The following is a 21,136-nucleotide window of genomic DNA, read 5'->3' as shown; positions in this document are numbered from 1 at the left end:
GCATGAGGTCCGGTCTCTCGACGCCTGGATTCCCGTCGACGCGCTGCCGGTCATTCCCGAGCGGGATCACCGACGCCTGGGTCGTGCGCACCGGCGCGCTGGGCCTGGGCAAATTCGTCGAGAACTGGATGTTCCGGCAGATCGGCGACGAGACCTTCGACGTCGTCTTCGTCGACCATGGCGAACTTGTCGACCCCTCCTGCGTGCGCCGTTTCAAGACGATCTCGAACGTGGTCGTCAACTACAACCAGGACAACCCTTACGTCGCGCAGGACATGCGCAAATGGCGCCTCTTCCTGAAGGCGCTGCCCGACTACGACCTCGCCGTGACGCCGCGCGGCTCGAGCGTCGCCCCGGCGAAGAAGGGCCGGCGCGCGGCGCGTCCTTGAAGTGCGTTTCGCCGCCGACGAGGCGGTCCACCGGCCGATCGAGCTTTCGGCCGAAGACCATGCCCGCTACGACGCGGAGGTCGTCTTCGTCGGCACCTGGATGCCGGAGCGCGGGCCCTTCATGCAGCGGCTCGTGGAGCGCGGCGTGCCGTTGCGTCATTTATGGCCCGCGCTGGAACAAGGCGCCGGAATATAACGCTGAGCCCGAATGTCCGGCTGGGCAATCTCGAGGGTCTCGACTACGTCAAGGCCATTCGCGGCGCCCAGATCGCGATCGGCCTCCTGTCCAAGGGAAATGAAGACCTCTCCATACGACCCGCAGCCTCGAAATTCCGGCCATCGGAACGCTGTTCTGCGCCGAGCGCACGAGCGGACCACCTCGACATGTACGTCGATGGCGAGGAGGCCGTCTTCTTCGACGACGCCGACGAATGCGCCGACCGTTGTCTTGAACTGCTCAAGGAGCCTGAACGAATCGCGGCGATCGCCGCGGCCGGCCGTCGCAGGGTGCTGGAGAACGGGGATTCAACGAAGCGCTTTTGACGAAGATGTTGAACATGGGGCTGAACGTCCGAAGCCTTCGCCTGATCGACGCCGCCTATCGCCGCCCGTCGCGCGAGGGGCGGATTCCCCCTTCGAAGCTCGGCCGGGGCTGCTTGAGCATCGACAAAAGCCCTGGCCGCGCTGCGGAAAATGGCCTTGCTCGGGACGTGTCGGTTGTCGCGCCGCCGGCGGCTCGATTTTCTGGCGCAGGAGCTCGCGCGCGAGGCGAACACGCTGTGCGCCAAGTCCAACGACGTCGAGCTGACGGCGATCGGCATGGAGCTGCGCATCGAGATCGAACAGTTCCGGGAACAGGTCCAGAATGTCGAATAGCCTCGCAGCGAGCGGCGCCGCCGCGGAGATCGAAAGGGGAGGCGTCATGAGCGACGCCGCCGCGGCGCAGGGCCGCGGGCCGCGCCGGCGCGGCTTCATGCTGATCCTGTCGTCTCCCTCGGGCGCCGGCAAGACGACGCTGACCCGCATGCTGCTGCAGACCAAGGCGCTCGACCTGACCCTGTCGATCTCGGTCACGACGCGGCCGCGGCGTTCGAGCGAGGTCGACGGCATCCACTACAGTTTCGTCACGCGCCGCCAGTTCGAGGCGATGCGCGATTCGGGCGATCTGCTCGAATGGGCCGAAGTCCATGGCAATTGCTACGGCACGCCGCGCGAGCCGGTCGAAAAGGTGTTGGCCGACGGCCGCGACGTCCTGTTCGACATCGACTATCAGGGCGCCCAGCAGGTGCGCCAGAAGGCCGGCGCGGACGTCGTGACCATCTTCATCCTGCCGCCGTCGATGCGCGAACTGCGCGCGCGGCTCGAGCGCCGCGCCGAGGACCCGCCGGACGTGATCGCGCGCCGGCTCGAGAACGCCCGCAACGAAATCAGCCGCTGGACGCAATATGATTATGTGCTCGTCAACCGCGACCTGAACGAGACCTTCAACGAGCTGCGCGCCATTGTTTCGTCCGAGCGGAGCCGGGCGGCGCGCTCCCGCGAGGCGATCGGCGCGATCGTCGAGGAGCTGCTCAGCCAGCCCTGACGCGCCACGAAGATGAGTAGTATAGGTTGTGCGGCCAAACGCCGCGTCGCAGCAAACCCGAAATCGTCCGTTGAAGCGCGGACGACGGCGGCCGTCGCTTTAAAGTCTAGCTTTGACGCGCCGCAGGCCGATCTTCGCCGACGCCGGAACATATTTTGCCGACCGTCGATTCTTGCGTCGTCATAGGACGATGGGCGTTGAACTTCGCGCGTTTTTCCAGCACAAGTAGCGCGCAAGACTGGAGACGCCGGCCATTTTACGGCGGCGCTCCCACGCCGGCCGCCGCCGGCGCCGGACTTTCATCCTCCGCCCGTCCGGGCGCGTCTTTCTCGAGGACCAGCGGCTCATGATTTTCGTGACTGGGGGAACCGGCTTCATCGGCTCGAACATCGTCGCCGCGCTCAACGACCGCGGCCGCTCGGACATCGTCATCCTCGATTCCCTCGGCTGCGACTCCAAATGGCGCAACATCGCCAAGCGCCGCTTCCACGACATCATCACGCCCGACCGGATCGACGCCTTCCTCAAGGACGCGCCGCGCGCCGACGCGGTCTTCCACATGGGCGCGATCTCCTCGACCACGGCGTCTGACGGCGACGAGATTCTGCGCACCAACATCCAGCTGTCGGCGAGCCTGTGGAACTGGTGCGCGGCGCGCCGCACGCCCCTGATCTACGCGTCCTCCGCCGCGACCTACGGCGACGGCTCGGCCGGCTTCTCAGACGACAGCTCGCAGAAGGCGCTGGCGCAGCTGCGCCCGCTCAACCTCTACGGCTGGTCGAAGCACGCCTTCGATCGCTGGGCGCTCGACCGCGCCGCCGCAGGCGTCGCCCCGCCGCAATGGGCGGGCATGAAATTCTTCAACGTCTACGGCCCGAACGAAGCGCACAAGGGCGACATGCAGAGCCTTGTCGCCAAGAACACGGCGGCGGTGGCGGCCGGCGAAACCATCTCGCTCTTCAAGTCGCACCGCGACGACTATCAGGACGGCCAGCAGCTGCGCGACTTCGTCTATGTCGCCGATTGCGTGGCGGTGATGATGTGGCTGTTCGACCACCCCGACGTGTCGGGGCTGTTCAATCTCGGCACGGGCAAGGCCCGTTCCTTCCTCGATCTGACGCTGGCCATCGGCGGGGCCCTCGGCAAGAACGTCGACGTGCGCTATGTCGACATGCCGATTGCGATCCGCGACCGCTACCAGTATTTCACCCAAGCCCAGATGGAGAAGCTGCGCGACGCCGGATGCGACGTGAAGTTTCACACGCTTGAAGAAGGCGTCGCCGATTATGTGCTGAACTATCTGACGCAGCCTGATCCCTATCGGTGAGCCGGGAATCGGCGTTCGCATGGCGGAGCGCCAGGTCCGGCGCGCTGGAACGCCAGTTGCTTGAAGATCGCGGCGAAGCGCGCGGGGCCGTTCAGGGCGAGGCCCGGAGCGCCGGGCCAGCCGAGGGCGGGGCCGCGTCGGGCGAAGGCCGCAAATGGACAGCAGGGGCTAGCGCATCATGGCCGAGCAGGTCGAAGCCTTGAACGATATGGCCGCGTCGGGGCGACTCGCCGACGGCCGCGCCGACCCCGCCGAACGGCCGGGCGGAAAAGACGCGGCGCTCGCTCCGGCGAAGCCGCGCCGGATCCTGATCTTCCGGCTGGGCAGCCTCGGCGACACGGTGGTCGCGCTGCCCTGCTTCCACAAGCTTGCGAAAAGCTTTCCCGACGCCGAGAAGGTCGTCCTGACCAATGTTCCGGTGTCGTCGAAGGCCGCGTCGATCGAGCTCATCCTTGGCGGGTCGGGGCTGATCGACAGCATCATCGCCTATCCGATCCGGCTGCGCTCCTTCAGCGAGATCTGGCGGCTGTCAAAGCAGTTGCGGGCGCTCAAGGCCGACGCGATCATCTATCTCACTCCGCGCATGAACCGCTGGCAGGTGCTGCGCGACATGGCGTTCTTCCGGTTCAGCGGCCTGAAGCGGATCATCGGCGCGCCGCTCTCGAACGACGTGCAGACCGTGACCTATGACGCCGCCGGCCTGCGCGAAATGGAATGCGTGCGCCTCGCGCGGTCGCTGCGCGCGCTCGGCCCGATCGACCTCGACGACCGCCGCAACTGGGACCTGCGCCTCACGCCGGACGAGATCGAAGCCGGAGAAAAAGCGCTCGAACCCTTCGCCGGCGCGCCCTTCGTCGCGATCAACATGGGCGGCAAGGTGGTCGAAAAACACTGGGGCGACGACAACTGGCGCAAGCTCCTCGCCGATCTCGCGCCGACGCATGGCGGCTATGGCCTGCTGTTCCTTGGCGCGGGCGACGAGTCGGCCGAGGCCGACGCCGTGGCCGCGGGCTGGCCGGGCGTCGTGGTCAACGCCTGCGGCAAGCTCGCGCCGCGCGAAAGCGCCGCCGCGCTACGCCGCGCGCGCCTGTTCGTCGGGCATGATTCGGGGCCGATGCATCTTGCCGCGGCCGGGGGGGTCGCCTGCGTTTCGCCGTTCGGCAGCCTCAACCATCCGCGCAAATGGCACCCCTGGGGCGAGGGCCACAGAATCATTCACCGCGTCGAGGGCGTCGACAGGATCAAGGTCGAGGACATGGCCCGCGAAACGCGCGCCGCGCTGCCCGCGCTGCCGCCCGCATGACGCGGCCCGAGCCCCCGATCCCGCCCGCCAGATCATCCGCCGCGGAGCCCTGATGTCCCAGCCAGCCATTTTCCTCGACCGCGACGGGACTGTCATCGTCGAGCGGCATTATCCGTCGAATCCCGACGAGGTCGAGCTGCTGCCGGGCGCCGTCGCCGCGCTCAAGGCGATGGAGCGTCTCGGCTTTCCCTTCGTCATCGTGTCGAACCAGTCGGGCATCGGGCGCGGCCATATTTCCTTCGCGCAGGCCGACGCCGTCGAGGCGAGGGTCAGGGAGCTTCTCACGGCGGCCGGCGTCGCGATCGCCGGCTGGTACCGCTGCCCGCACGGCCCCGACGACGACTGCGCCTGCCGCAAGCCCCGGCCGGGCATGGTCGAGGAGGCCGCGCGTGACCTCGGCCTCGACCCGTCGCGCTCCTTCGTGATCGGCGACAAGCTCTCCGACGTCGAACTCGCGACGGCCGTCGGGGGGACCGGACTTCTGGTGACGACCGGCCATGGCGCGAAGGACGCGGCAAAGGCGAAGGCCAAAGGCTACGGCGTCTTCCGTGATCTGCTCGAGGCGAGCGGGGAAGTCCTGCGTCTCGCCGGCGCGGCGGCGGGGCGCGGATGACGGAAGCCCGTGGCATGAGCCCAAGGCGCGGGGTCGCAGGCAGTTTTCCTGGCGCGAGGCGAGGACGATGAAAGTACTCTACATTGGTCCCGAGAGCGGCACAGCCATCCACCGCATCAACGCCTTCCGTCGTCTCGGGCATGAGGTCAGGTCGCTCGACGCCTGGATTCCGGTCGACACGCTGCCGGTCATTCCCGAGCGGCTGACCGACGCCTGGGTGGTGCGCACCGGCGCCTTCGGCCTGGGCAGGCTCGTCGAGAACTGGATGTTCAGGCAGATCGGCGGCGAGACGTTCGACGTCGTCTTCGTCGATCATGGCGAACTTGTCGACGCCTCCTGCGTGCGGCGCTTCAAGACCGTCTCCAGGGTGGTCGTCAACTACAATCAGGACAACCCCTACGTCTCCCGCGACATGCGCAAATGGCGCCTGTTTCTCAAAGCCTTGCCCTATTATGACCTGGTCGCGACGCCGCGCTCGTCGAGCGTCGAGCCGGCGCGCAGGGCCGGGGCGAAGCATGTCATGCTGGTGCGGCAGGCGGCGGACGAAGCCATTCACCGGCCGATCGAGCTTTCGGACGAGGATCGCGCCCGCTTCTCGTCCGATGTCGCTTTCGTCGGCACATGGATGCCGGAGCGCGGGCCGTTCATGCTGCGTCTCATCGAGCGCGGCGTGCCCATCGTCATTTATGGGCCGCGCTGGAACAAGGCGCCGGAATATGAGCGCCTGCGCGCGAATGTCCGGCTCGGGACGCTCGAGGGTCTCGACTACGTCAAGGCCATTCGCGGCGCAAAGATCGCCATTGGTCTCCTGTCCAAGGGCAATGAGGACCTTTACACGACGCGCAGCCTTGAAATCCCCGCGACCGGCACGGCGTTCTGCGCCGAGCGCACGCCGGACCATCTCGACATGTACGTCGATGGAGAGGAGGCCGTCTTCTTCGACGACGCCGACGAATGCGCCGACCGCTGCCTCGAACTGCTCAAGACGCCCGAAAAAATCGCGGCGATCGCCGCCGCCGGTCATCGCAAGGTCGTCAGGAACGGAGACTTCAATGAAATTCTCCTGACCCGGATCGTGGATCATGCGCTAAAGGCCGAAGCTTTCGCCTGAGGCGGCGACTATCGCCGCCCTCGGGCCTTGGTCCGTCCACGCCCCCTTCGAGCGTCGGCCGGGGCGGAGTCTTGCGGACGACAAGGCGTCGGGCGCGCGCTCGCGGAGCGGCGTTGAACGAATCGGGCGGCCGGGTCAAAATGATGAATAAAGCGCGGCGTCAACCTTGAATGTCACGCCATGAATCGATGCGGGCAAAGCCGCCCCGTCGGCAACAATTCGTAGCGAATTGATTGGTTTTTAGTTACTTTACAAGCATGTTCCGTCTCATGGCTGACAAGCCTCGGCGGCCCCATCCGTGCTTGGACGCCTCAGCCTATGCAGATCACGGCGGAGCAATCGATTATCGAAGTCAAGGCGATGCCTCACTCCAAGCATGACGGGGGAAAGCGCGTCGTCGTCTGCGCTCTGTCCACCTATGGAAAGATTGGCGGGCTGCAGAATTTCAATCGTCGCCTTTTTCACAATCTCGACGGCGGCGAGGCCGGCGGCGGCGAAGCGGTCGTCTTCCTGCTCGGGGATTCCAACGCCACGATCCCCCGGCTTCCCGGAGCCGAGATTTTGGCCCCGCGCAATCGCCTGTTCTATTTCATGCGCGCGTTCTGGCGCGCGGCGACCCAGGGGCGGATGCTGCTCGTCTGCCACCTCAATCTTCTGCCGCTCGCCGCCGCGATCCGCCTGTTCCGGCCGCGGCTGCCGATCGTCCTGTTCGTCCATGGCTATGAAGCCTGGAACAGCGCCGGACGGCCGCGCCGCCTGTTCGAGCGCCTCGCCGCCAGATCGGTCGATCGCGTCGTCTCCGTCAGCCGCTTCACCGCCGAGGTGATGAGCCGCGAATTCCGCGTGCCGCTGCGCAAGTTCCGCATTCTGCCCAACGCAGTCGACCGGCTCGAATCGGCGCCGTCAGGCGGGCGCCGGCCGCTTTCGATCCTGACCGTGACGCGGCTCGGCGCCGGCGAGCGCGAAAAGAACGTCGACGAGATGATCGAGGCGTTCGCGCTGCTGCGCCAGAGCGTGCCCGACGCCGTCTATGAGATCATCGGCGACGGCGCACTGCGGCCCGGGCTCGAAGCGCTCGCGCAGAAGCTTGGCGTCGCCGACGCCGTGACCTTCCGCGGGCTCGTCCCCGCCAAAGCCCTGCAGGAGGCCTACGCCTCGGCCAGCGTCTTCGCCATGCCGTCCGACAAGGAAGGCTTCGGCATCGTCTATCTCGAAGCCTGGCAATATGGCCTTCCGGTCATCTGCAGCAAGCATGGCGCGGCGAGCGAGGTGGTGTCCGACGGCGTCGACGGCTTCGTCGTCGATCCGAAGGACGTGCCGGCGCTCGCCGCGCGGCTGCGCCAGCTCCTTCTCGACGAAGGCCTCGCGAAGGCCATGGGCGAGCGCGGGCGCGAAAAGGTCGAAGCGAAATATCTCAACGCCGAATTTCGCGCGAGACTCCTCGAGATCCTCGACGAATGCCGCCGCGAGTCCGACGCCGGCGCTTTCGCGGGCCCGTCGAAGAGCGCCTTCTGAAGGGCGGCCGCCCCTGTTCAAAGCGCCGCGCCGCGCCTATGCTGCCCGCCGCCGGACGCCGGACGCCGGCCGCGGCCCGGCGGACATCAGCCTTCCTCCTCCGGCGCCGGCAGCCGCCCGGGCGAGGTCACACAAGGATCGAGAAGCATGGCCGGCCATTCGACGCCGCATTTCCACAATCAGCCTGGCGTCGCGCGCGTGCGCGTCGGAGCCCGGGAGTTCATGTGCGTCGGCGCGCTGCCGCCTTTCGACCATCCTCATATCTTCATCGACATGGGCGACGCGGACGAAGCCGTGTGCCCCTATTGCTCGACGCTTTATGTTTATGACGCGTCGCTGCATGGCGGCTGCGAGCCGCCGGACTGCGCCTTTTCGCCCGAAGCCGCCGCGGCTTGAGCGCTGAAGCCGCCGGGCGTGAGGGCGACCGGCCTCACGCCCTGATCGCGGGCGCGGGAATCGGCGGCCTCGCCGCGGCCCTTCGCCTCGCGCAGGCGGGATGGCGCGTCAGCCTCTATGACCGGGCGCCGGTCCTCGCCGAAGTCGGGGCGGGGCTTCAGCTTTCTCCCAATGCGACCCGCGTCCTGCGCCGCCTCGGCGCGCTGCCCGCGCTGCGCGGCGCGGCGCTCGAGCCTGAGGCGGTCCGCATCCGCCGCGCGCGCGACGGCGCGTCCCTCGCCGTCATGCCGCTCGGCGACGCCGAGGCGCGCTGGGGCGCCCCCTATCTGCTCGCCCACCGCGCCGACCTGCAACGCGCCCTGCTCGACGCCGTCGCGACGGCGGAGGGCGTGCGCCTGTCGACCGGCGTCGCCGTCGAAGGCTTCGAGGCGCGGCCGGACGGCGTTCTCGCGCGCCTGCGCAAGGGCGAGTCGCGTTTTGCGGCGGAGGGCGACTGTCTCGTGGCGGCTGACGGCTCACGGTCGCTGCTGCGCGGCGAAATGTTCGGCGCCGGCGCCCAGGCGCTCGCCATGTCGCGGCGAACCGCCTGGCGCGCGCTCGTCGCCGCGGACCGCGCGCCGGCCTTCGCGCTGCGCCCGGACGCGTCGCTCTGGCTCGGGCCGCGCGCCCATCTCGTTCATTATCCGCTGCGCGGCCGCTCGGTCGTGAACGTCGTCGCGATCGTCGCCGGAGATGAGACCCCCGACGTCGGTCCGTTCTGGTCGAACGACGCCGACGCGCGCGAGCTGCTGCGCCGCTTCGCGGGCTGGAGCCGGCCGGCGCTTGAGCTTCTGGAGGCGGCCTCCGGCTGGCGCAAATGGCGCCTGCACGACCGCGCGCCGCTGCCGCGCTGGACAAGCGGGCGCGTCGCGCTGCTCGGCGACGCCGCCCATCCGGTTCTGCCTTTTCTCGCCCAGGGCGCCGCGCAGGCGATCGAGGACGCCGACGCGCTCGGCGACGCCCTCGAAGGCGCGGCCCCGGTCGAGACGGCGCTCGAAGCCTATCAGACGCGCCGGATCGCGCGGGCGAGCCGGGTCCAGAAAGAATCGCGCGCGCAGGAGCGGATCTATCATCTTTCGGGCCCGGCGGCCGCGCTGCGCGATCTCGGCCTTGGGGCGTTCGGCGCGCGGCTTCTTGCGAAATATGAATGGCTTTACGGGCAGGCGCGGCCTTGACAGGGGAAGGCGGGCGATGACATTGGGCCGCCAATCGGGGAGGGCGAGATGCGGCGGATCATGATGTCGACGGCGGCTTTCGGCGCGGCGCTTCTCGCCGCCGGGTGCAACCAGACAGCCAATGCGCCGCAGCCCTATGCCAACCCTCCGGCCGCGGCGCCGAGCGGCCCGACGCCGCCCTCATGGCCGCCCTTTCCGCAAGACTCAACCTGCGCCGGCCCGCTCGACGCGTTTCAGAAGGTCGTCTGGTCGGACGTCGCCACCGGCAACGTCAATCGCTCGGTCTATGACACGATCGCCAAGGATCTTGCGCGCGCGGCCGACGCCTGCGCCGCCGGCCATGACGCCGAGGCGCTGTCGATCCTGCGCGCGACCAAATCGCGGCACGGCTACCGCGCCTGACGCGTCGGCCCGGAACGCTGCGGGCGGTTCGGGCCGGGCCGCCGCCCCTGCGTCAGCGGCGCGACAGTTCGTCGCGCAGATAGCGCAGGGTGAAGTCGGGCATCAGCTCGGGAATGAGGTCGCGCGCCGAGAATACGGCGTGGAGGCCGCACAGCTCCGATTTCTCCTCGCGCGCCGCGAACGCCGCGAAACGCGCCTCGATCTCGCGCGCGCTGAGCCCTGAGCGCGTCAGCTTCATGCAGGCGACGCGCGGCCCTTCGAAGACGACGCGCCAGCCGGGGGCGAAGCTCACGTCGTCGGGCGCGAGGCCCGTCTCCTCCTGAAGCTCGCGCGCGACGCTGCCTTCGAGGTCGAGCGCGTCGCCCTTCACGTCGTCGAGGTCGGGCGTTCCGGCCGGAAAATAGATCTTTCCGGCGTTGGCGGTGGTTTCGCTCATGCGCCCGAGCATGAAGGCGCCGTCGGCCGAAAGAAGCGCGGCCATGGCGAAGCAGTTGCGCGCCGAGGCGTCCGGAAAGCCAAAGTCGCGCCAGGCGAGGAAGGCCTTGAAATCGACCGCCGCGGCGACGCCGCCGAGGACGCGCCGCCCGCGTTCCTCACGGACCGCGCGCTCGAAATTGAGGAACACGCGGCCGTTGAAGAGATGCGGGTTTCCGGCGCGAAGCTTCCCCCAGTGGCGCTCGATCGCCTCGGCCTGATCGTCGGCGAAGGCCCAGCTTCGCGCTTCGATCGTGAAGTCGACGTCGTCAATCGACAGGATGTGCGGCGGCTCGAAGCCGCTCAAGGCGGCGAGCCCGGCTGCGCCGTTTCGGACGAGACGTCGCGCCACCAGCCGCGCAAGGCCGACGGCGAACAGGAGAGCTCTTCGGCGAAGCCGCCCGAAAAATCGCGCCAGGCGGCGAGAAAACGCTGCGGCACGCAGACCAGCGTCGGCACGCCGGCGGCGGCGGCGGCGCCGATCTCGGCGATCAGGCCCATGCCCTCGAGCTCGAGCTTGCCGAATCGGTTGATGAACAGGATCTCCGGCGCCCCCTCGAGCGCGCGCGAAACCTCGAAGGCCGCGCGGGCGAGGGCGCCCGGATCGACGCGGCAGGCGCTCGATTCACGCCCGAGGTCCTGCAGGATGGGAAAGGATTCGCCCGTCTCGAGATTGACGATCTCGGTTTCGCGGCACTGGCACGACTGCGCCATATCGGCGCGCTGGATGAAGCCGGCGACGCGTCGCCCGCGCCCCGCAAGCTCGGCGGCGAAGGCCTCGACGACGCTGTTCGCCCTCTCCGCGTCGTCGAACACGAGCGCGGCGAGCGGCCTCGTCGAGGCCTCCGTCTCGCCCTGCGTCTCGCCCTGACCCTGATCTTCAAGCTTCACGTCCGCCTCCGTCTGATGCGGAAAGTCATCTCGCCGTGGCGGACGTCTTGACCTTCGAGCGTGTCTCCCGTCTCGTTGACGAGATGGGGAATGTCGATTGCGGCGAGCGGATCGGTGCACAAGACGATCAGGAGATCGCCGGGCTTGAGGCGCCGCAGGGCCTTGCCGGCGCGCAGGACCGGCAGGGGGCAGTTCAGCCCCTTGAGGTCGAGCGTCGTCGCATGCGAAGCGGCGTCCGCGGCTTCGGCCGGGCTCGCCAGGGTCAAGCCGCGCCTCTTGGGAACGGTCTTTCGTCACGATATATTAAAGGGAATAGCATGATCTTGCGCGCAACGCTATGGTTCGGGCCGTGCGCCCAATGGAGGAGGGGCGCGTGAGGGTGATCGGCTTTTCCGGCTGGAGCGGCGCCGGAAAAACGACGTTGATCGTGAAGCTCATTCCTTATCTTACCGCGCGCGGCGTTTCCGTGTCGACGCTCAAGCATGCGCATCACAATTTCGACGTCGACCGGCCGGGAAAGGACTCCTTTCGCCACCGCGAGGCCGGCGCGCGCGAGGTTTTGATCGCGTCCGCGCGCCGATTTGCGCTGATGCATGAGAATCCGGACGGCGGGGAGCCGCGCCTCGCCGAGCTTCTGGCGCGGCTCTCGCCCGTCGATCTCGTGCTGATCGAAGGCTACAAACGCGACATGCACGCCAAGATCGAAGTTTCCCGCGCCGCCAACGGCAAGCCGCCGCTCCATCCGGAAGACCCGACGGTGAGGGCGCTGATCAGCGACGCGCCGGGGCCGGCCGCGTTGCCATGGGCGCATCTCGACGACGTCGCGGGCGCCGCGGCGCTGGTCGATCGTTTCGCCGAACCGGTCGAGCGCGCGCTCGCGGCCCTCTCCGGCGGGCGGGACTAGAGCCATGGCGCAGCTTTCGGACGACGTCTTCGCAGCGGGCGAAGCGCCCATGACCATCGAACAGGCGGTCGGCTTCCTGCTCGCGCGCGTCGCCGACGCGCCGGAGATCGAGCAGGTCGGCCTGCATGAGGCGGACGGCCGCATCCTCGCCCAGGACGTGACGGCGGCGCGCTGCCTGCCGGGCTTCGACAATTGCGCCGTCGACGGCTATGCGGCCCGCTTCGCCGATCTCGCGCTTCATGGCGACAGCGTTCTGAAAATCGGGGCGCGGGCGGCGGCGGGGCGCCCGCTCGAGCGGCTCGCGCCGGGGCCTGCGGACTTTGCCGGCGCGGCCGTGCGCATCTTCACCGGCGCGGCTATGCCGGACGGCTTCGACACGGCGTTCATGCAGGAGGATTGCCGGCGCCTCGAAGGCGGCGAGGTGGTCCTGCCTGCGGGCCTCAAGCGCTTCGCCAATGTGCGCCGGCGCGGCGAGGACGTGGCGACGGGCGACGTCGCCCTGAAGGCCGGACGCCGGCTGCGGCCCGAAGACCTCGCGCTCGCCGCGGCGCTCGGCCTGCCGACGCTTCCCCTGCGCCGCCGGGTCACGGCGGCCCTGTTCTCGACCGGCGACGAACTGGCGAGCCCCGGCGAGCGGCTCGGGCCGGGGGGCGCCTATGACGCCAACCGCTTCATGCTTGCGGCGCTGCTGCGCCGCCAGGGCGTCGAGGTTTCCGATCTCGGCGTCCTGCCCGACGAACGCAGGGTCATCGCCGCGGCGCTGCGCGAGGCGGCCGGCGCGCATGATCTTGTCCTGAGCTCCGGGGGCGTCTCGGTCGGCGAGGAGGATCATGTCAGGGCGGCGATTCTCGAACGCGGATCGCTCGACTTCTGGCGGCTTGCGGTCAAGCCGGGGCGCCCGCTCGCCATGGGGGTCCTTGACGGAACGCCGTTCGTCGGCCTGCCGGGCAATCCGGTCGCGGCCTTCATCGGCTTCATTTTCGTGGCGCGGGCGCTCGTCGCGGCGCTGGGCGGGGCCGTGTTCGAGCCGCCGCGCTTCGCCCGGGCCGTCGCGGGCTTCTCCTATAAAAAGAAGCCCGGGCGCCGCGAGTTCGTCCGCGTCAGCCTCGTCGATGACGGCTCAGGCCTTCCTCGCGCGGAAAAATATCCGCTCGACGGCGCGGCGGCGCTGACCTCGCTCACACGCACGCAGGGGCTCGTCGCGCTGCCCGAGGCGCTGCGCGAGGTCGCGCCCGGAGATGTCGTGAGCTTTGTCGACTATGATCTGATCCGCTGAACTGCGCGAGGCGGCTGCGCCGCCGCAAATAGAATTAGAATGGATTTCAAACATATATGTTGCGACGCAAGCGGCCATGGTTAAATTAAGTCTCCGTTTTACTTGCGGAGGCCAGTCATGTGCGATCTCGCGCACGAAAGAATTAGAATAAACCAAATCCTGACCAAAGCCGCCGAAGCTTTCGTCGCTGAGGGCGGCGCGGGCGAAGCCGCGCTCGTCGACCGTTGCGTCGCCGCGCTCGAGGCCGTCTATGACGGCTCCTGCGTCGAGGAGTGCCTGCGCCGCCGCGCGGAGGCGTTCGTCGCCCTTCACGCCGGGCGCGCCTTCGTCACGGCCTGAGCCGTCTCCTTAGTCGCCGCCTGCGGCCGAATCGAAACTTGTATCGAACCTTGACCTCGATCCATGAAAGACGAATCCGCCATGTCCGAGCCCAAGCCCAAGCCCCATCGCCATGATCGCGAGGCGGCCGGCGTCCACGCCGACGCGCCCGCCGAGCATCTGTTCTTTTCGCAGTACAGATACTGGATGGCGGGCTTCGCCAACCGTGACATGTTCTGCTGGGACTGCGCCTGGGACGCGCTGCTGCGCTATGCGCCTCCGGACGTCGCCAAGACGCTCTATTCCGAATTCCACGTCTTCACGCGCACGCTGAACCAGCGTTCGCAACGCCCGATCGGCTGGCTCCCGGACCTGTGCCGCTGCCTGTGCCGCGACGAATGCTGGGTGCTGAACCTGGTCGTCGCCTCGCAGCACATGAGGGCGCATGAGGAGCTGCTCGCCGCCGCCGAACTCGTCGACATGTCGGACGCGCCCTCGCTCATCGCCGCGAGCCGGTCGCTGGCGCGCGCGCTCGAAGCCGTGCATTTCGTCTTCGCGCCCATGGTCGACCCGCCGCGCCGCGCGGCCTCGTCCGCCGCCGCGGCGCAGACGGCCACGCTGCACTGACCCGCCGCCTCCGGGGCGTTTCGCGTCAGCCCTGCTCGGCCTCGGCCGAAAGCGCGAGCCATTCCTCCTCGGCGGCGGCGAGCGCCTTTTCGAGCTCGCCGCGCTGGCCGCCGAGCGTCATCGCCTTTGCCGGGTCGGCGGCGATTTTTTCGGGGTCGGACAGCATCTCGTCGACCCGGGCGATCAGCCCCTCGAATTTGACGATCTTGTCCTCAATGGCGGCGAGGCGCTTTTTCGTCGCGCCGGCGTCCTTGCGGCGCGGGGCGGCGGGCGCGACGGCCTGACGCTCGCGCGCGGGGGCCTGCTTCGCCGCGGGCGCGGCCGTTCCGCCGTCGAGCACGAAGCGCTGATAGTCGTCCATGTCGCCGTCGAAGCTTCTGACCCCGCCGCCGGCGACAAGCCAGAGCCGGTCGGCGCAGGCTTCGAGCAGGTGGCGGTCGTGCGAGACGAGGATCACCGCGCCTTCATAGTCGTTGATCGCCTCGATCAGCGCGGCGCGGCTGTCGATGTCGAGATGGTTGGTCGGCTCGTCGAGGATCAGGAGATGGGGGCCCGAAAAGCTCGCGATCCCCATCAGGAGCCGGGCCTTCTCTCCGCCCGAAAGCTGGGCGACGCGCGTGTCGGCCTTGACGTTCGAAAAGCCGAACTGGGCGCAGCGCGCCCTGATCTTTGATTCGGGCTGGTCGCGCATCAGCGCCGCGACGCATTGGAAGGGCGTCGCGGTCTCGTCGAGGTCGTCGACCTGATGCTGCGCGAAAAAGCCGACTTCGAGCTTCGACGACCGCCGCACCACGCCCGACATCGCCTCGATCCGGCCGGCGACGAGCTTGGCGAAGGTCGATTAAATCCGTTGGAATGGGCGCCCGAGGAGGGCACGCCGATGAGGACGTCTCCGGGCGCGACGTCGCCTCGCGGAAGCAGGGCGCCGCGCTCGACGGCGCCCACCGCGAAGCCCGCGAGGTCGTAGTCAGACCCCGCGTAAAGGCCCGGCATTTCGGCGGTCTCGCCGCCGATGAGCGCCGCGCCGGCCTCCAAGACAGCCGCGCGCTATGCCGCCGACGACCGCCGCCGCGACCGCGCCGTCAAGCTTGCCGCTGGCGTAATAGTCGAGAAAGAACAGGCTCGGCGCCCTGGACCAGCAGATCGTTGACGCACATGGCGACGAGGTCGACGCCGATCGTGTCATGCGCGCCGGTCTCGATGGCGATGCGCACCTTGGTGCCGACGCCGTCATTGGCGGCGACGAGGATCGGGTCCGTGAAGCCTGCGGCCTTCAGGTCGAACAGTCCGCCGAAGCCGCCGATCTCGGCGTCGGCGCCGCGCCGGCGCGTCGCGCGCACCAGCGGCCTGATCGCCTCGACCATGGCGTTGCCGGCCTCGATGTCGACGCCGGCGTCGGCGTAGGTGAGCTTTTTGTCGTCTGTCATGGTCGCCCTCGCGGCATCACGGCTAGCGTGCCGGAGACGGCAAAGCAAGCCGCCCGCCGCCGCCACGAAAGTGGATCAGTCCGCGTCCGCGCATTAAGCTCGCGGCGGTCGACAAAGGGCGAAACGGCATGGATCTTCGCAAATTCGGCAATCTGCCCAACCTCATCACCTTCGGCCGCCTGCTTCTCGTCCCGGTCGTGATCGCCCTCATCGTCGCCGGCCAGTTCAAGGAGGCGGCGATCGCCTTCGTCGTCGCGGGCCTGTCGGACGGGCTCGACGGCTGGATCGCCAAGACCTTCGACCTGCGCTCGGAGCTTGGCGCCTATCTCGACCCGATCGCCGACAAGGCGCTGCTCGTTTCGATCTTCGTGGCGCTCGCCGTCGTTGGCGCGATTCCGGCGACGCTCGCCATTATCGTCGTCGCGCGCGACGTCATGATCGTCGGCGCCTTTCTGATCGCGCGCCTGCTCGAGCGGCCGATGCAGGTGCGCCCGCTGCTCGTCTCCAAGCTCAACACGCTGGCGCAGATTGTGTTCGCGGCGCTGGCGCTCTGCGTCGAGGCTTTCGGCCTCGCCAGGGGCTTCTGGTTCACCGCGTCGGCGGTGGCGGTGGCGGGGCTCGCGCTCGTTTCGCTCGCCGCCTATGCCACGCAGTGGATTCGCCATATGAACGCGTGACGCGGGACGGAAGGACGGCGATGCAGCTCCAAACCAAGGTCGGATTCTGGATCGGCGCGTTCATCGCCGCGGGGCTGCTGCTGTGGCTGTTCAGCGGCGTGCTGGCGCCCTTCGTGGCGGCCTTCGCCCTCGGTTATCTCCTCAACCCGGTCGCCGACCAGCTCGAGCGGCTGGGCCTCAACCGCCTTGGCGCGACGCTGCTCATCATGGCGGCCTTCCTGATCTTCGGCTCGCTCACGCTGTTTGTCGTCGCGCCCGCCCTGTGGCGACAGCTTTCGAGCTTCATCGTCGCCCTGCCGGACTATGCGCTGAAGCTCGAGGGCCTGTTCAGCGGCGTCACGGCCTATCTGACGGAGCATGTCAGCGGGCCTCTGCTCGACAGGCTGGGAGTCGGGCGCGACGTGTCGTCGGACCTGCGCTCGTCAGCCACGGATCTCGTCAATCAGGCCGCGCAATGGGCCGGCGCCTTTCTCAAATCCATCTGGACCAGCGGGGCGGCGCTGATCAATTTCTTCGCGCTGATCGTGCTGACGCCGGTCATCGCCTTTTACATGCTGCTCGACTGGGACAAGATGATCGCCTCGATCGAAAGCCTCGTGCCGCCGCGCCATCTCGGCACGGCGCGCGCGCTTGCGGCCGAAATCGACGTCGCCCTGTCGGGCTTCCTGCGCGGGCAGGCGCTGGTGTGTCTGTTCCTCGGGCTCTGGTACGGGATCGGCTTCACGCTGATCGGCCTCAATTACGGCCTCCTCATCGGCCTCACGGCGGGGCTTTTGAGCTTCATCCCCTATGTCGGCTCGCTGACGGCGCTGCTGTTGTCCTCCGTCATCGCGCTGGTGCAGGGCTGGCCCGAGTGGCGGCTGCTCCTGACGTCGCTCGCGGTCGTCGGCGTCGGCCAGTTCATCGAAGGCAATATTCTTTCGCCGAAGCTCGTCGGCGATTCGGTCGGCCTGCATCCCGTCTGGCTCATTTTTGCGCTGCTCGCCTTCAGCGCGCTGTTCGGCTTCCCCGGGCTTCTGATCGCCGTGCCCTGCGCCGCCGTTCTTGGCGTGCTCCTGCGCCACGCCGCGCAACGCTACCGCGCGAGCAAGCTTTATGTGGAGCTGGAGCGTCCCGCGCCGATCCTGACAGACCTCGACGATGGCGCGCTCCGCGCGCCGCGCGGCCGCTGAGGACCGGGAGCCTGACGCGCATGCCCGCCCTGGACCGCCTGAGCTTCGCGCCGCAGCTGACGCTCGACCTTGCGCCCGCGCCGGGCTACGGCGCCGAGGATTTCTTCATCGCGCCGTCGAACGAGGCCGCCGCCCGGCTCATCGACGCCTGGCCCGACTGGCCGGACCCCGCGCTGCTGCTGACGGGGCCGGCGGGCTCGGGCAAAAGCCATCTTGGCGCGATCTGGGCGGCGCGCGCCGGGGCCCGTCGCATCCGCGCGGCCGAACTCGCGGCGCCGGCGTCCGCGACTCTGGCGCCCGCCGATCTGGCGCGCGAGCGCGCCCTTCTGGTCGAGGACCTCGACACGCTCGGCGAGGCCGGCGGAGCTCCGTTGTTTCATCTTCTGAATCTTGCGCGCGAACGGCCTCTGCCGCTGCTGCTGACGGCGCGGCGCGCGCCCGAGCTTCTGGAGATCGGGCCGCCGGACCTCGTTTCACGGCTGCGCCTCGCGCCACGTGCGAGCCTCGGCGCGCCGGACGACGACCTGATGCGCATGACGCTCGCCAAGCTCCTGAGCGACCGCCAGCTCGCAGTCGATCCGCGCTTCGTCGATTATGCGGCGGCGCGGCTGTCCTGTTCGATGGACGCGGCGCGCCGCTTCGTCGAGGCGGTCGACCGCGAGGCTCTGGCGCGCAAGAGCCGGGTCACGCGCCAGATCGCCGCCAGGGTGCTGGCGGCGCTTGACGCGGGGGAGGCGTCGCAGGACGGGGAGGCGGATTTCGGGGAGGGCTGAACGCCGCTCCGGCTCAGGGGCCGACGTAGCGGATGCGGACGCCGCGCCCGCCGTCGATCAGGCGGCCGGCCGAAAGCGCGGCCGTCGAAACCGAGCGTCCGGTGACGAGGGTCGCCCGGGCGCGGCTGTCGTCAAGCGCGAGAAGCGCTTCGCGCTGGCGGGCCGGCAGCTTTTTGACTGCGGAGAGCGGCGAGAATTCCGACGCCGAATGCGGCGCCGGGGCGTCCGACGCGCCCGTGTAGATCAGAAGGCCGGCGTCGGTCATCACCGCGTCGCCGCGCTGCAGCCCGTCGTCGTCCATGACGCTCGCGACGACGCGCGCCGGAACATGCGGCCTGACGGCGACGACCGCCTTCTTCTTCGCCGCCGTTCTTTTCTTTCGGACGTGCGCGTGCGGCTCGCGATAGGCCGGCGCGTATTGTTGCTGCTGCGCCGGAGGAAACAGGAAATCGAAGAAGCCGGCCTGAGCCTCGCGCGGAAAACAGAGCCCCGCGAGAATCACGCCGGCGATGAGCGGGGCGGACGCGGCGCGGAAAAGAAACGGGGAGGCGCTCACGATGTCGGATCCTGCGTCGGACGGCCTAAGACAACGCTCAGCTAGCATGATTCGTTTCAAAATCGAACAGCTTCGATCAAGTCAGCGCGCCGCGGCGAATTTCTCATATTCCGCGCGAACGACGTTCGGGCCGTATCTGCGCTCCAGCCGGCGAATGGTGAAATGGCCGCGCGCCAGCGTCTGGAAATGGTCGACGAAAGCGTAGTTGATGGCCGCGCCGCTCGCCGCGCCGATCAGCGGCACCGCCTGGGCGGCGAGTTTCTGCGACACCAGGAGCCCGAAACGCGCGCTGATCTGCGAGATGAGCCGCGCCAGCAGCGGCGCCGCCTGCTCCGACAGGCCGCGATGCATGAAGTGGCGCGCCGACTGGCTCACCATTTTGGCGAGCAGGACGCGCACGGCGAAATAGCCGGCCTCAGGCGCGCCTTCCGACGCGCCGAGGCCGCGCCCGACGTCGTCGCTGAGCGCGAAAACCTCGAGGCAGGCGAGACCGACGTCGGGATCGGAAAGCTCTTCGCCCTCGTTGCGGGCGATCTCGGCGATCGAGCGCAGCATCAAGGTGGTGGTGAAGGGAAGTTCGACGGGAAGCCCGGCGAGGCCGAGCGAGCCGCCCGCGGCGCCGGCGAGCGTGACGAGCGATTTATGCAGCCGGCGGCTGTCGCGGCGCGACGCCTCGGGCAGGGTGCGCAGGGCGACGCCCATGGCCGCCCGGATCGCCGCCTCGGCGCTCCGGTTGACGACCTCCGTCATCTGATCCGGCAGGACGAAGCCGACGGCGCCGATCTGGCGGCCGAGCAGCGTCGTCAGCCGCATGGCGAGGCTCGAACTGGCGAGTTCGGCGACGGCGCGCCGCAGCGCGGCCTCGTCGTCGGAGGACAGCGCCCTGATGGCGACGAGCGCGTGAGCGCGGCTGGCGTTGGAGGGCTCGATCAGGGACAAGAGGGAACCTCGTTCAGATCATGAACGGCGTTAAGGATATTTTAATCCGCCGTCGGACGTTCGCGCTCTGGAGGTTGATTCCGCCATGCGGCGCAGTTAACGATTTGGAAACCAATTCGACCGGCCCCGGTTCAAAACGGCGGCGAGAAACGGCGACGGCTTCTCAGGAAGATGTCGTCCGCGCGGCCGAAGTTCAAGGGGCGAAACCGCAGGCTGCGATAAAACTCCGTAAGATTGAGCCGCGCGACTTACAGATGAGATTAAGCAACGCATACATTGGACCGCTTCTCATCTGCGTCGCGATAAAATCGAAGCTTTACCTTTAAGGACGCGATCACGCGCGCCCGGCAAGGCTGCGGCCTGACTTCGGTCAGGACAGGGTGGAGGCCCGGACGATGAACGGCTTGAACGCGAAAATCCGGTCGAAAGGCGCGCGCGTCGCGGCGGCGCTTCTTCCGGCCTGCGCGCTGGTCATGGCGTCGCTTCCGGTCGCGGCGCCGCTTCCGGCGCGGGCGGCGGACGGCGCCCCGGCGTTCCAGCCGGTCGGCGCGCCGACGACCGTGCCTTTCGGCTGGGCCGATTTCTGCCGCCGTTATCAGGGCGCCTGCGACGCCGGTCCGGCGGAGGCGCTCGACGTCGTCGCGGCGCCGCGGACCATGAAAGAGATCGACCGCGTCAACCGCTGGGTCAACGCCCATGTCGAGGCCGTGACCGACATGGACCATTTCGGCGTGATCGACCGCTGGGATTATCCCACGGACGGACGCGGCGACTGCGAGGACTATGCGTTGCTGAAGCGCAAGATCCTGATGGAGGAGGGGTTTCCGCGTCAGGCCCTGCTCATGACCGTAGTCAAGGATTCAAGCGACCAGGGCCACGCGGTGCTGACGGTGAAGACCACCACGGGCGATTACGTGCTCGACAATCTGAACAACGACGTGAAGCCCTGGACGCGCACGCCCTATCGCTTCGTCAAGCGCCAGTCCCAGGAGGACCAGAACGCCTGGGTGCAGATCGGCGATCCGACGAGCGAGCCGGCCTATGTCTCGCGCGACGCCGCATCCCCGCGCCGCTGAGACGACGTCGGTTTCGCGCAGGCGACGCCAGTCGCGCGAAAACCTGACATGCGCGTGAAGAAAAAAGGCGCGGCCGCTTCGGGGAGGCGCGGCCGCGCCTTCAAGTTTGCGCGGAAAGGGTCTGCCTTGAAGCCGGCGCATGAAGCGCGGCGGCGCGGCCCTTGACCCAAT

Annotated in this window: 26 protein-coding genes and 2 pseudogenes; 21 read left to right on the top strand and 7 right to left on the bottom strand. The window is 68.4% G+C overall.

Features of this window, described 5'->3' with window-relative positions:
- The first annotated feature begins 2 nt into the window (after positions 1 to 2).
- The 13 genes and pseudogenes from ACILRB_RS02910 (at position 3) to ACILRB_RS02850 (ending at position 9,855) form a co-directional block, all read left to right on the top strand.
- The gene (locus ACILRB_RS02910; protein ID WP_395664794.1) at positions 3 to 389 is read left to right on the top strand and encodes a hypothetical protein; all 387 of its coding nucleotides are present in this window, start codon (positions 3 to 5) and stop codon (positions 387 to 389) included.
- Between the two features lies 1 nt (position 390).
- Positions 391 to 585 carry a hypothetical protein gene (locus ACILRB_RS02905; RefSeq protein WP_395664793.1) on the top strand — a complete coding sequence of 65 codons (195 nt, stop codon included), beginning with the start codon at positions 391 to 393 and terminating at the stop codon, positions 583 to 585.
- Positions 552 to 932: a glycosyltransferase gene (locus tag ACILRB_RS02900; RefSeq protein WP_395664792.1), complete on the top strand. Its 381-nt coding sequence runs from the start codon at positions 552 to 554 to the stop codon at positions 930 to 932. Before ACILRB_RS02905 ends, ACILRB_RS02900 begins: the two co-directional genes overlap by 34 nt.
- 186 nt (positions 933 to 1,118) lie before the next feature.
- Positions 1,119 to 1,265, top strand: a pseudogene (locus ACILRB_RS02895) (endoribonuclease YicC domain-containing protein); the annotation flags it as partial.
- Positions 1,266 to 1,311: 46 nt separating this feature from the next.
- A complete protein-coding gene (gene gmk, locus ACILRB_RS02890) occupies positions 1,312 to 1,974 on the top strand; it encodes a guanylate kinase (RefSeq protein ID WP_395664791.1) in 663 nt (220 codons plus the stop codon).
- A gap of 346 nt (positions 1,975 to 2,320) precedes the next feature.
- Complete coding sequence (rfaD, locus tag ACILRB_RS02885; protein ID WP_395664790.1) at positions 2,321 to 3,301, top strand: ADP-glyceromanno-heptose 6-epimerase; 981 nt, start codon at positions 2,321 to 2,323, stop codon at positions 3,299 to 3,301.
- Positions 3,302 to 3,479: 178 nt separating this feature from the next.
- Positions 3,480 to 4,604 (top strand): glycosyltransferase family 9 protein, encoded by a 1,125-nt coding sequence (locus ACILRB_RS02880; RefSeq protein ID WP_395664789.1) that lies wholly within the window; start codon positions 3,480 to 3,482, stop codon positions 4,602 to 4,604.
- Positions 4,605 to 4,656: 52 nt separating this feature from the next.
- Positions 4,657 to 5,217, top strand: a complete 561-nt coding sequence (locus ACILRB_RS02875) for a D-glycero-alpha-D-manno-heptose-1,7-bisphosphate 7-phosphatase (protein WP_395664788.1) — start codon at positions 4,657 to 4,659, stop codon at positions 5,215 to 5,217.
- A gap of 67 nt (positions 5,218 to 5,284) precedes the next feature.
- Entirely contained in the window at positions 5,285 to 6,328 is a 1,044-nt protein-coding gene (locus ACILRB_RS02870; RefSeq protein ID WP_395664787.1) for a glycosyltransferase, read from the top strand.
- Positions 6,329 to 6,688: 360 nt separating this feature from the next.
- Positions 6,689 to 7,843, top strand: a complete 1,155-nt coding sequence (locus ACILRB_RS02865; RefSeq protein ID WP_395664786.1) for a glycosyltransferase family 4 protein — start codon at positions 6,689 to 6,691, stop codon at positions 7,841 to 7,843.
- Between the two features lie 147 nt (positions 7,844 to 7,990).
- Positions 7,991 to 8,239: a zinc-finger domain-containing protein gene (locus ACILRB_RS02860; protein ID WP_395664785.1), complete on the top strand. Its 249-nt coding sequence runs from the start codon at positions 7,991 to 7,993 to the stop codon at positions 8,237 to 8,239.
- Complete coding sequence (locus ACILRB_RS02855; RefSeq protein ID WP_395664784.1) at positions 8,236 to 9,453, top strand: FAD-dependent monooxygenase; 1,218 nt, start codon at positions 8,236 to 8,238, stop codon at positions 9,451 to 9,453. The genes ACILRB_RS02860 and ACILRB_RS02855 overlap by 4 nt, the downstream gene beginning before the upstream one ends.
- A 48-nt stretch (positions 9,454 to 9,501) precedes the next feature.
- Complete coding sequence (locus tag ACILRB_RS02850; RefSeq protein WP_395664783.1) at positions 9,502 to 9,855, top strand: hypothetical protein; 354 nt, start codon at positions 9,502 to 9,504, stop codon at positions 9,853 to 9,855.
- 52 nt (positions 9,856 to 9,907) lie between these two features.
- Here ACILRB_RS02850 and ACILRB_RS02845 read toward each other — a convergent pair whose 3' ends face one another.
- From ACILRB_RS02845 to ACILRB_RS02835, 3 genes are read right to left on the bottom strand one after another with little or no spacing between them, the layout of a single operon-like run.
- Entirely contained in the window at positions 9,908 to 10,636 is a 729-nt protein-coding gene (locus ACILRB_RS02845) for an NUDIX hydrolase (protein ID WP_395664782.1), read from the bottom strand.
- Positions 10,633 to 11,220: a DUF2478 domain-containing protein gene (locus tag ACILRB_RS02840; protein ID WP_395664781.1), complete on the bottom strand. Its 588-nt coding sequence runs from the start codon at positions 11,218 to 11,220 to the stop codon at positions 10,633 to 10,635. Before ACILRB_RS02840 ends, ACILRB_RS02845 begins: the two co-directional genes overlap by 4 nt.
- The gene (locus tag ACILRB_RS02835) at positions 11,217 to 11,486 is read right to left on the bottom strand and encodes a sulfurtransferase TusA family protein (protein ID WP_395664780.1); all 270 of its coding nucleotides are present in this window, start codon (positions 11,484 to 11,486) and stop codon (positions 11,217 to 11,219) included. Before ACILRB_RS02835 ends, ACILRB_RS02840 begins: the two co-directional genes overlap by 4 nt.
- Before the next feature lie 107 nt (positions 11,487 to 11,593).
- Here ACILRB_RS02835 and mobB point away from each other — a divergent pair, with 107 nt between their 5' ends.
- The 4 genes from mobB (at position 11,594) to ACILRB_RS02815 (ending at position 14,345) form a co-directional block, all read left to right on the top strand.
- A complete protein-coding gene (gene mobB / locus ACILRB_RS02830) occupies positions 11,594 to 12,124 on the top strand; it encodes a molybdopterin-guanine dinucleotide biosynthesis protein B (RefSeq protein WP_395664779.1) in 531 nt (176 codons plus the stop codon).
- 4 nt (positions 12,125 to 12,128) lie between these two features.
- Positions 12,129 to 13,400, top strand: coding sequence for a gephyrin-like molybdotransferase Glp (gene glp / locus ACILRB_RS02825; protein WP_395664778.1), 1,272 nt, complete (start codon positions 12,129 to 12,131; stop codon positions 13,398 to 13,400).
- 117 nt (positions 13,401 to 13,517) lie between these two features.
- A complete protein-coding gene (locus ACILRB_RS02820) occupies positions 13,518 to 13,739 on the top strand; it encodes a hypothetical protein (RefSeq protein ID WP_395664777.1) in 222 nt (73 codons plus the stop codon).
- 81 nt (positions 13,740 to 13,820) lie between these two features.
- Positions 13,821 to 14,345, top strand: a complete 525-nt coding sequence (locus tag ACILRB_RS02815; protein ID WP_395664776.1) for a hypothetical protein — start codon at positions 13,821 to 13,823, stop codon at positions 14,343 to 14,345.
- Between the two features lie 25 nt (positions 14,346 to 14,370).
- Here the strand turns inward: ACILRB_RS02815 and ACILRB_RS02810 are convergent, their stop codons facing one another.
- Together ACILRB_RS02810 and purM are read right to left on the bottom strand one after the other, a co-directional pair.
- Entirely contained in the window at positions 14,371 to 15,147 is a 777-nt protein-coding gene (locus ACILRB_RS02810) for an ATP-binding cassette domain-containing protein (RefSeq protein ID WP_395664775.1), read from the bottom strand.
- 38 nt (positions 15,148 to 15,185) lie between these two features.
- Positions 15,186 to 15,772: pseudogene (purM, locus tag ACILRB_RS02805) on the bottom strand (phosphoribosylformylglycinamidine cyclo-ligase); the annotation flags it as partial.
- A gap of 128 nt (positions 15,773 to 15,900) precedes the next feature.
- On the opposite strand from purM, the gene ACILRB_RS02800 reads away from it, so the two are divergent.
- From ACILRB_RS02800 to ACILRB_RS02790, 3 genes are read left to right on the top strand one after another with little or no spacing between them, the layout of a single operon-like run.
- Positions 15,901 to 16,449 (top strand): CDP-alcohol phosphatidyltransferase family protein, encoded by a 549-nt coding sequence (locus ACILRB_RS02800; protein ID WP_395664774.1) that lies wholly within the window; start codon positions 15,901 to 15,903, stop codon positions 16,447 to 16,449.
- A gap of 20 nt (positions 16,450 to 16,469) precedes the next feature.
- Positions 16,470 to 17,621, top strand: coding sequence for an AI-2E family transporter (locus tag ACILRB_RS02795; RefSeq protein WP_395664773.1), 1,152 nt, complete (start codon positions 16,470 to 16,472; stop codon positions 17,619 to 17,621).
- A gap of 20 nt (positions 17,622 to 17,641) precedes the next feature.
- Positions 17,642 to 18,394 carry a hypothetical protein gene (locus ACILRB_RS02790; protein WP_395664772.1) on the top strand — a complete coding sequence of 251 codons (753 nt, stop codon included), beginning with the start codon at positions 17,642 to 17,644 and terminating at the stop codon, positions 18,392 to 18,394.
- A 13-nt stretch (positions 18,395 to 18,407) separates the two neighbouring features.
- Here the strand turns inward: ACILRB_RS02790 and ACILRB_RS02785 are convergent, their stop codons facing one another.
- Both ACILRB_RS02785 and ACILRB_RS02780 read right to left on the bottom strand, forming a co-directional pair.
- Positions 18,408 to 18,950 carry a hypothetical protein gene (locus ACILRB_RS02785; RefSeq protein WP_395664771.1) on the bottom strand — a complete coding sequence of 181 codons (543 nt, stop codon included), beginning with the start codon at positions 18,948 to 18,950 and terminating at the stop codon, positions 18,408 to 18,410.
- An 81-nt stretch (positions 18,951 to 19,031) separates the two neighbouring features.
- Positions 19,032 to 19,889 carry an EcsC family protein gene (locus tag ACILRB_RS02780; protein WP_395664770.1) on the bottom strand — a complete coding sequence of 286 codons (858 nt, stop codon included), beginning with the start codon at positions 19,887 to 19,889 and terminating at the stop codon, positions 19,032 to 19,034.
- A gap of 395 nt (positions 19,890 to 20,284) precedes the next feature.
- On the opposite strand from ACILRB_RS02780, the gene ACILRB_RS02775 reads away from it, so the two are divergent.
- Positions 20,285 to 20,965: a transglutaminase-like cysteine peptidase gene (locus tag ACILRB_RS02775; RefSeq protein WP_395664769.1), complete on the top strand. Its 681-nt coding sequence runs from the start codon at positions 20,285 to 20,287 to the stop codon at positions 20,963 to 20,965.
- Positions 20,966 to 21,136 lie beyond the last annotated feature (171 nt).

The organism is Methylocella sp., from assembly GCF_044226135.1.
Lineage (GTDB): Bacteria > Pseudomonadota > Alphaproteobacteria > Rhizobiales > Beijerinckiaceae > Methylocapsa.
The sequence above is the reverse complement of the archived record's forward strand: the minus strand, read 5'-3'. Positions and strand labels throughout refer to the sequence as shown.

Excerpts from the sequence above, each read along its gene's own strand:
- ACILRB_RS02820 (WP_395664777.1), top strand. The coding sequence starts at position 13,518 with ATGTGCGATCTCGCGCACGAAAGAATTAGAATAAACCAAATCCTGACC.
- ACILRB_RS02850 (WP_395664783.1), top strand. The coding sequence starts at position 9,502 with ATGCGGCGGATCATGATGTCGACGGCGGCTTTCGGCGCGGCGCTTCTC.
- ACILRB_RS02865 (WP_395664786.1), top strand. The coding sequence starts at position 6,689 with ATGCCTCACTCCAAGCATGACGGGGGAAAGCGCGTCGTCGTCTGCGCT.
- ACILRB_RS02875 (WP_395664788.1), top strand. The coding sequence starts at position 4,657 with ATGTCCCAGCCAGCCATTTTCCTCGACCGCGACGGGACTGTCATCGTC.
- glp (WP_395664778.1), top strand. The coding sequence starts at position 12,129 with ATGGCGCAGCTTTCGGACGACGTCTTCGCAGCGGGCGAAGCGCCCATG.
- ACILRB_RS02880 (WP_395664789.1), top strand. The coding sequence starts at position 3,480 with ATGGCCGAGCAGGTCGAAGCCTTGAACGATATGGCCGCGTCGGGGCGA.
- ACILRB_RS02800 (WP_395664774.1), top strand. The coding sequence starts at position 15,901 with ATGGATCTTCGCAAATTCGGCAATCTGCCCAACCTCATCACCTTCGGC.
- gmk (WP_395664791.1), top strand. The coding sequence starts at position 1,312 with ATGAGCGACGCCGCCGCGGCGCAGGGCCGCGGGCCGCGCCGGCGCGGC.
- ACILRB_RS02860 (WP_395664785.1), top strand. The coding sequence starts at position 7,991 with ATGGCCGGCCATTCGACGCCGCATTTCCACAATCAGCCTGGCGTCGCG.
- ACILRB_RS02870 (WP_395664787.1), top strand. The coding sequence starts at position 5,285 with ATGAAAGTACTCTACATTGGTCCCGAGAGCGGCACAGCCATCCACCGC.
- ACILRB_RS02790 (WP_395664772.1), top strand. The coding sequence starts at position 17,642 with ATGCCCGCCCTGGACCGCCTGAGCTTCGCGCCGCAGCTGACGCTCGAC.
- ACILRB_RS02815 (WP_395664776.1), top strand. The coding sequence starts at position 13,821 with ATGTCCGAGCCCAAGCCCAAGCCCCATCGCCATGATCGCGAGGCGGCC.
- ACILRB_RS02775 (WP_395664769.1), top strand. The coding sequence starts at position 20,285 with ATGAACGGCTTGAACGCGAAAATCCGGTCGAAAGGCGCGCGCGTCGCG.
- rfaD (WP_395664790.1), top strand. The coding sequence starts at position 2,321 with ATGATTTTCGTGACTGGGGGAACCGGCTTCATCGGCTCGAACATCGTC.
- ACILRB_RS02900 (WP_395664792.1), top strand. The coding sequence starts at position 552 with ATGGCCCGCGCTGGAACAAGGCGCCGGAATATAACGCTGAGCCCGAAT.
- ACILRB_RS02810 (WP_395664775.1), bottom strand. The coding sequence starts at position 15,147 with ATGTCGGGCGTGGTGCGGCGGTCGTCGAAGCTCGAAGTCGGCTTTTTC.
- ACILRB_RS02910 (WP_395664794.1), top strand. The coding sequence starts at position 3 with ATGAGGTCCGGTCTCTCGACGCCTGGATTCCCGTCGACGCGCTGCCGG.
- ACILRB_RS02795 (WP_395664773.1), top strand. The coding sequence starts at position 16,470 with ATGCAGCTCCAAACCAAGGTCGGATTCTGGATCGGCGCGTTCATCGCC.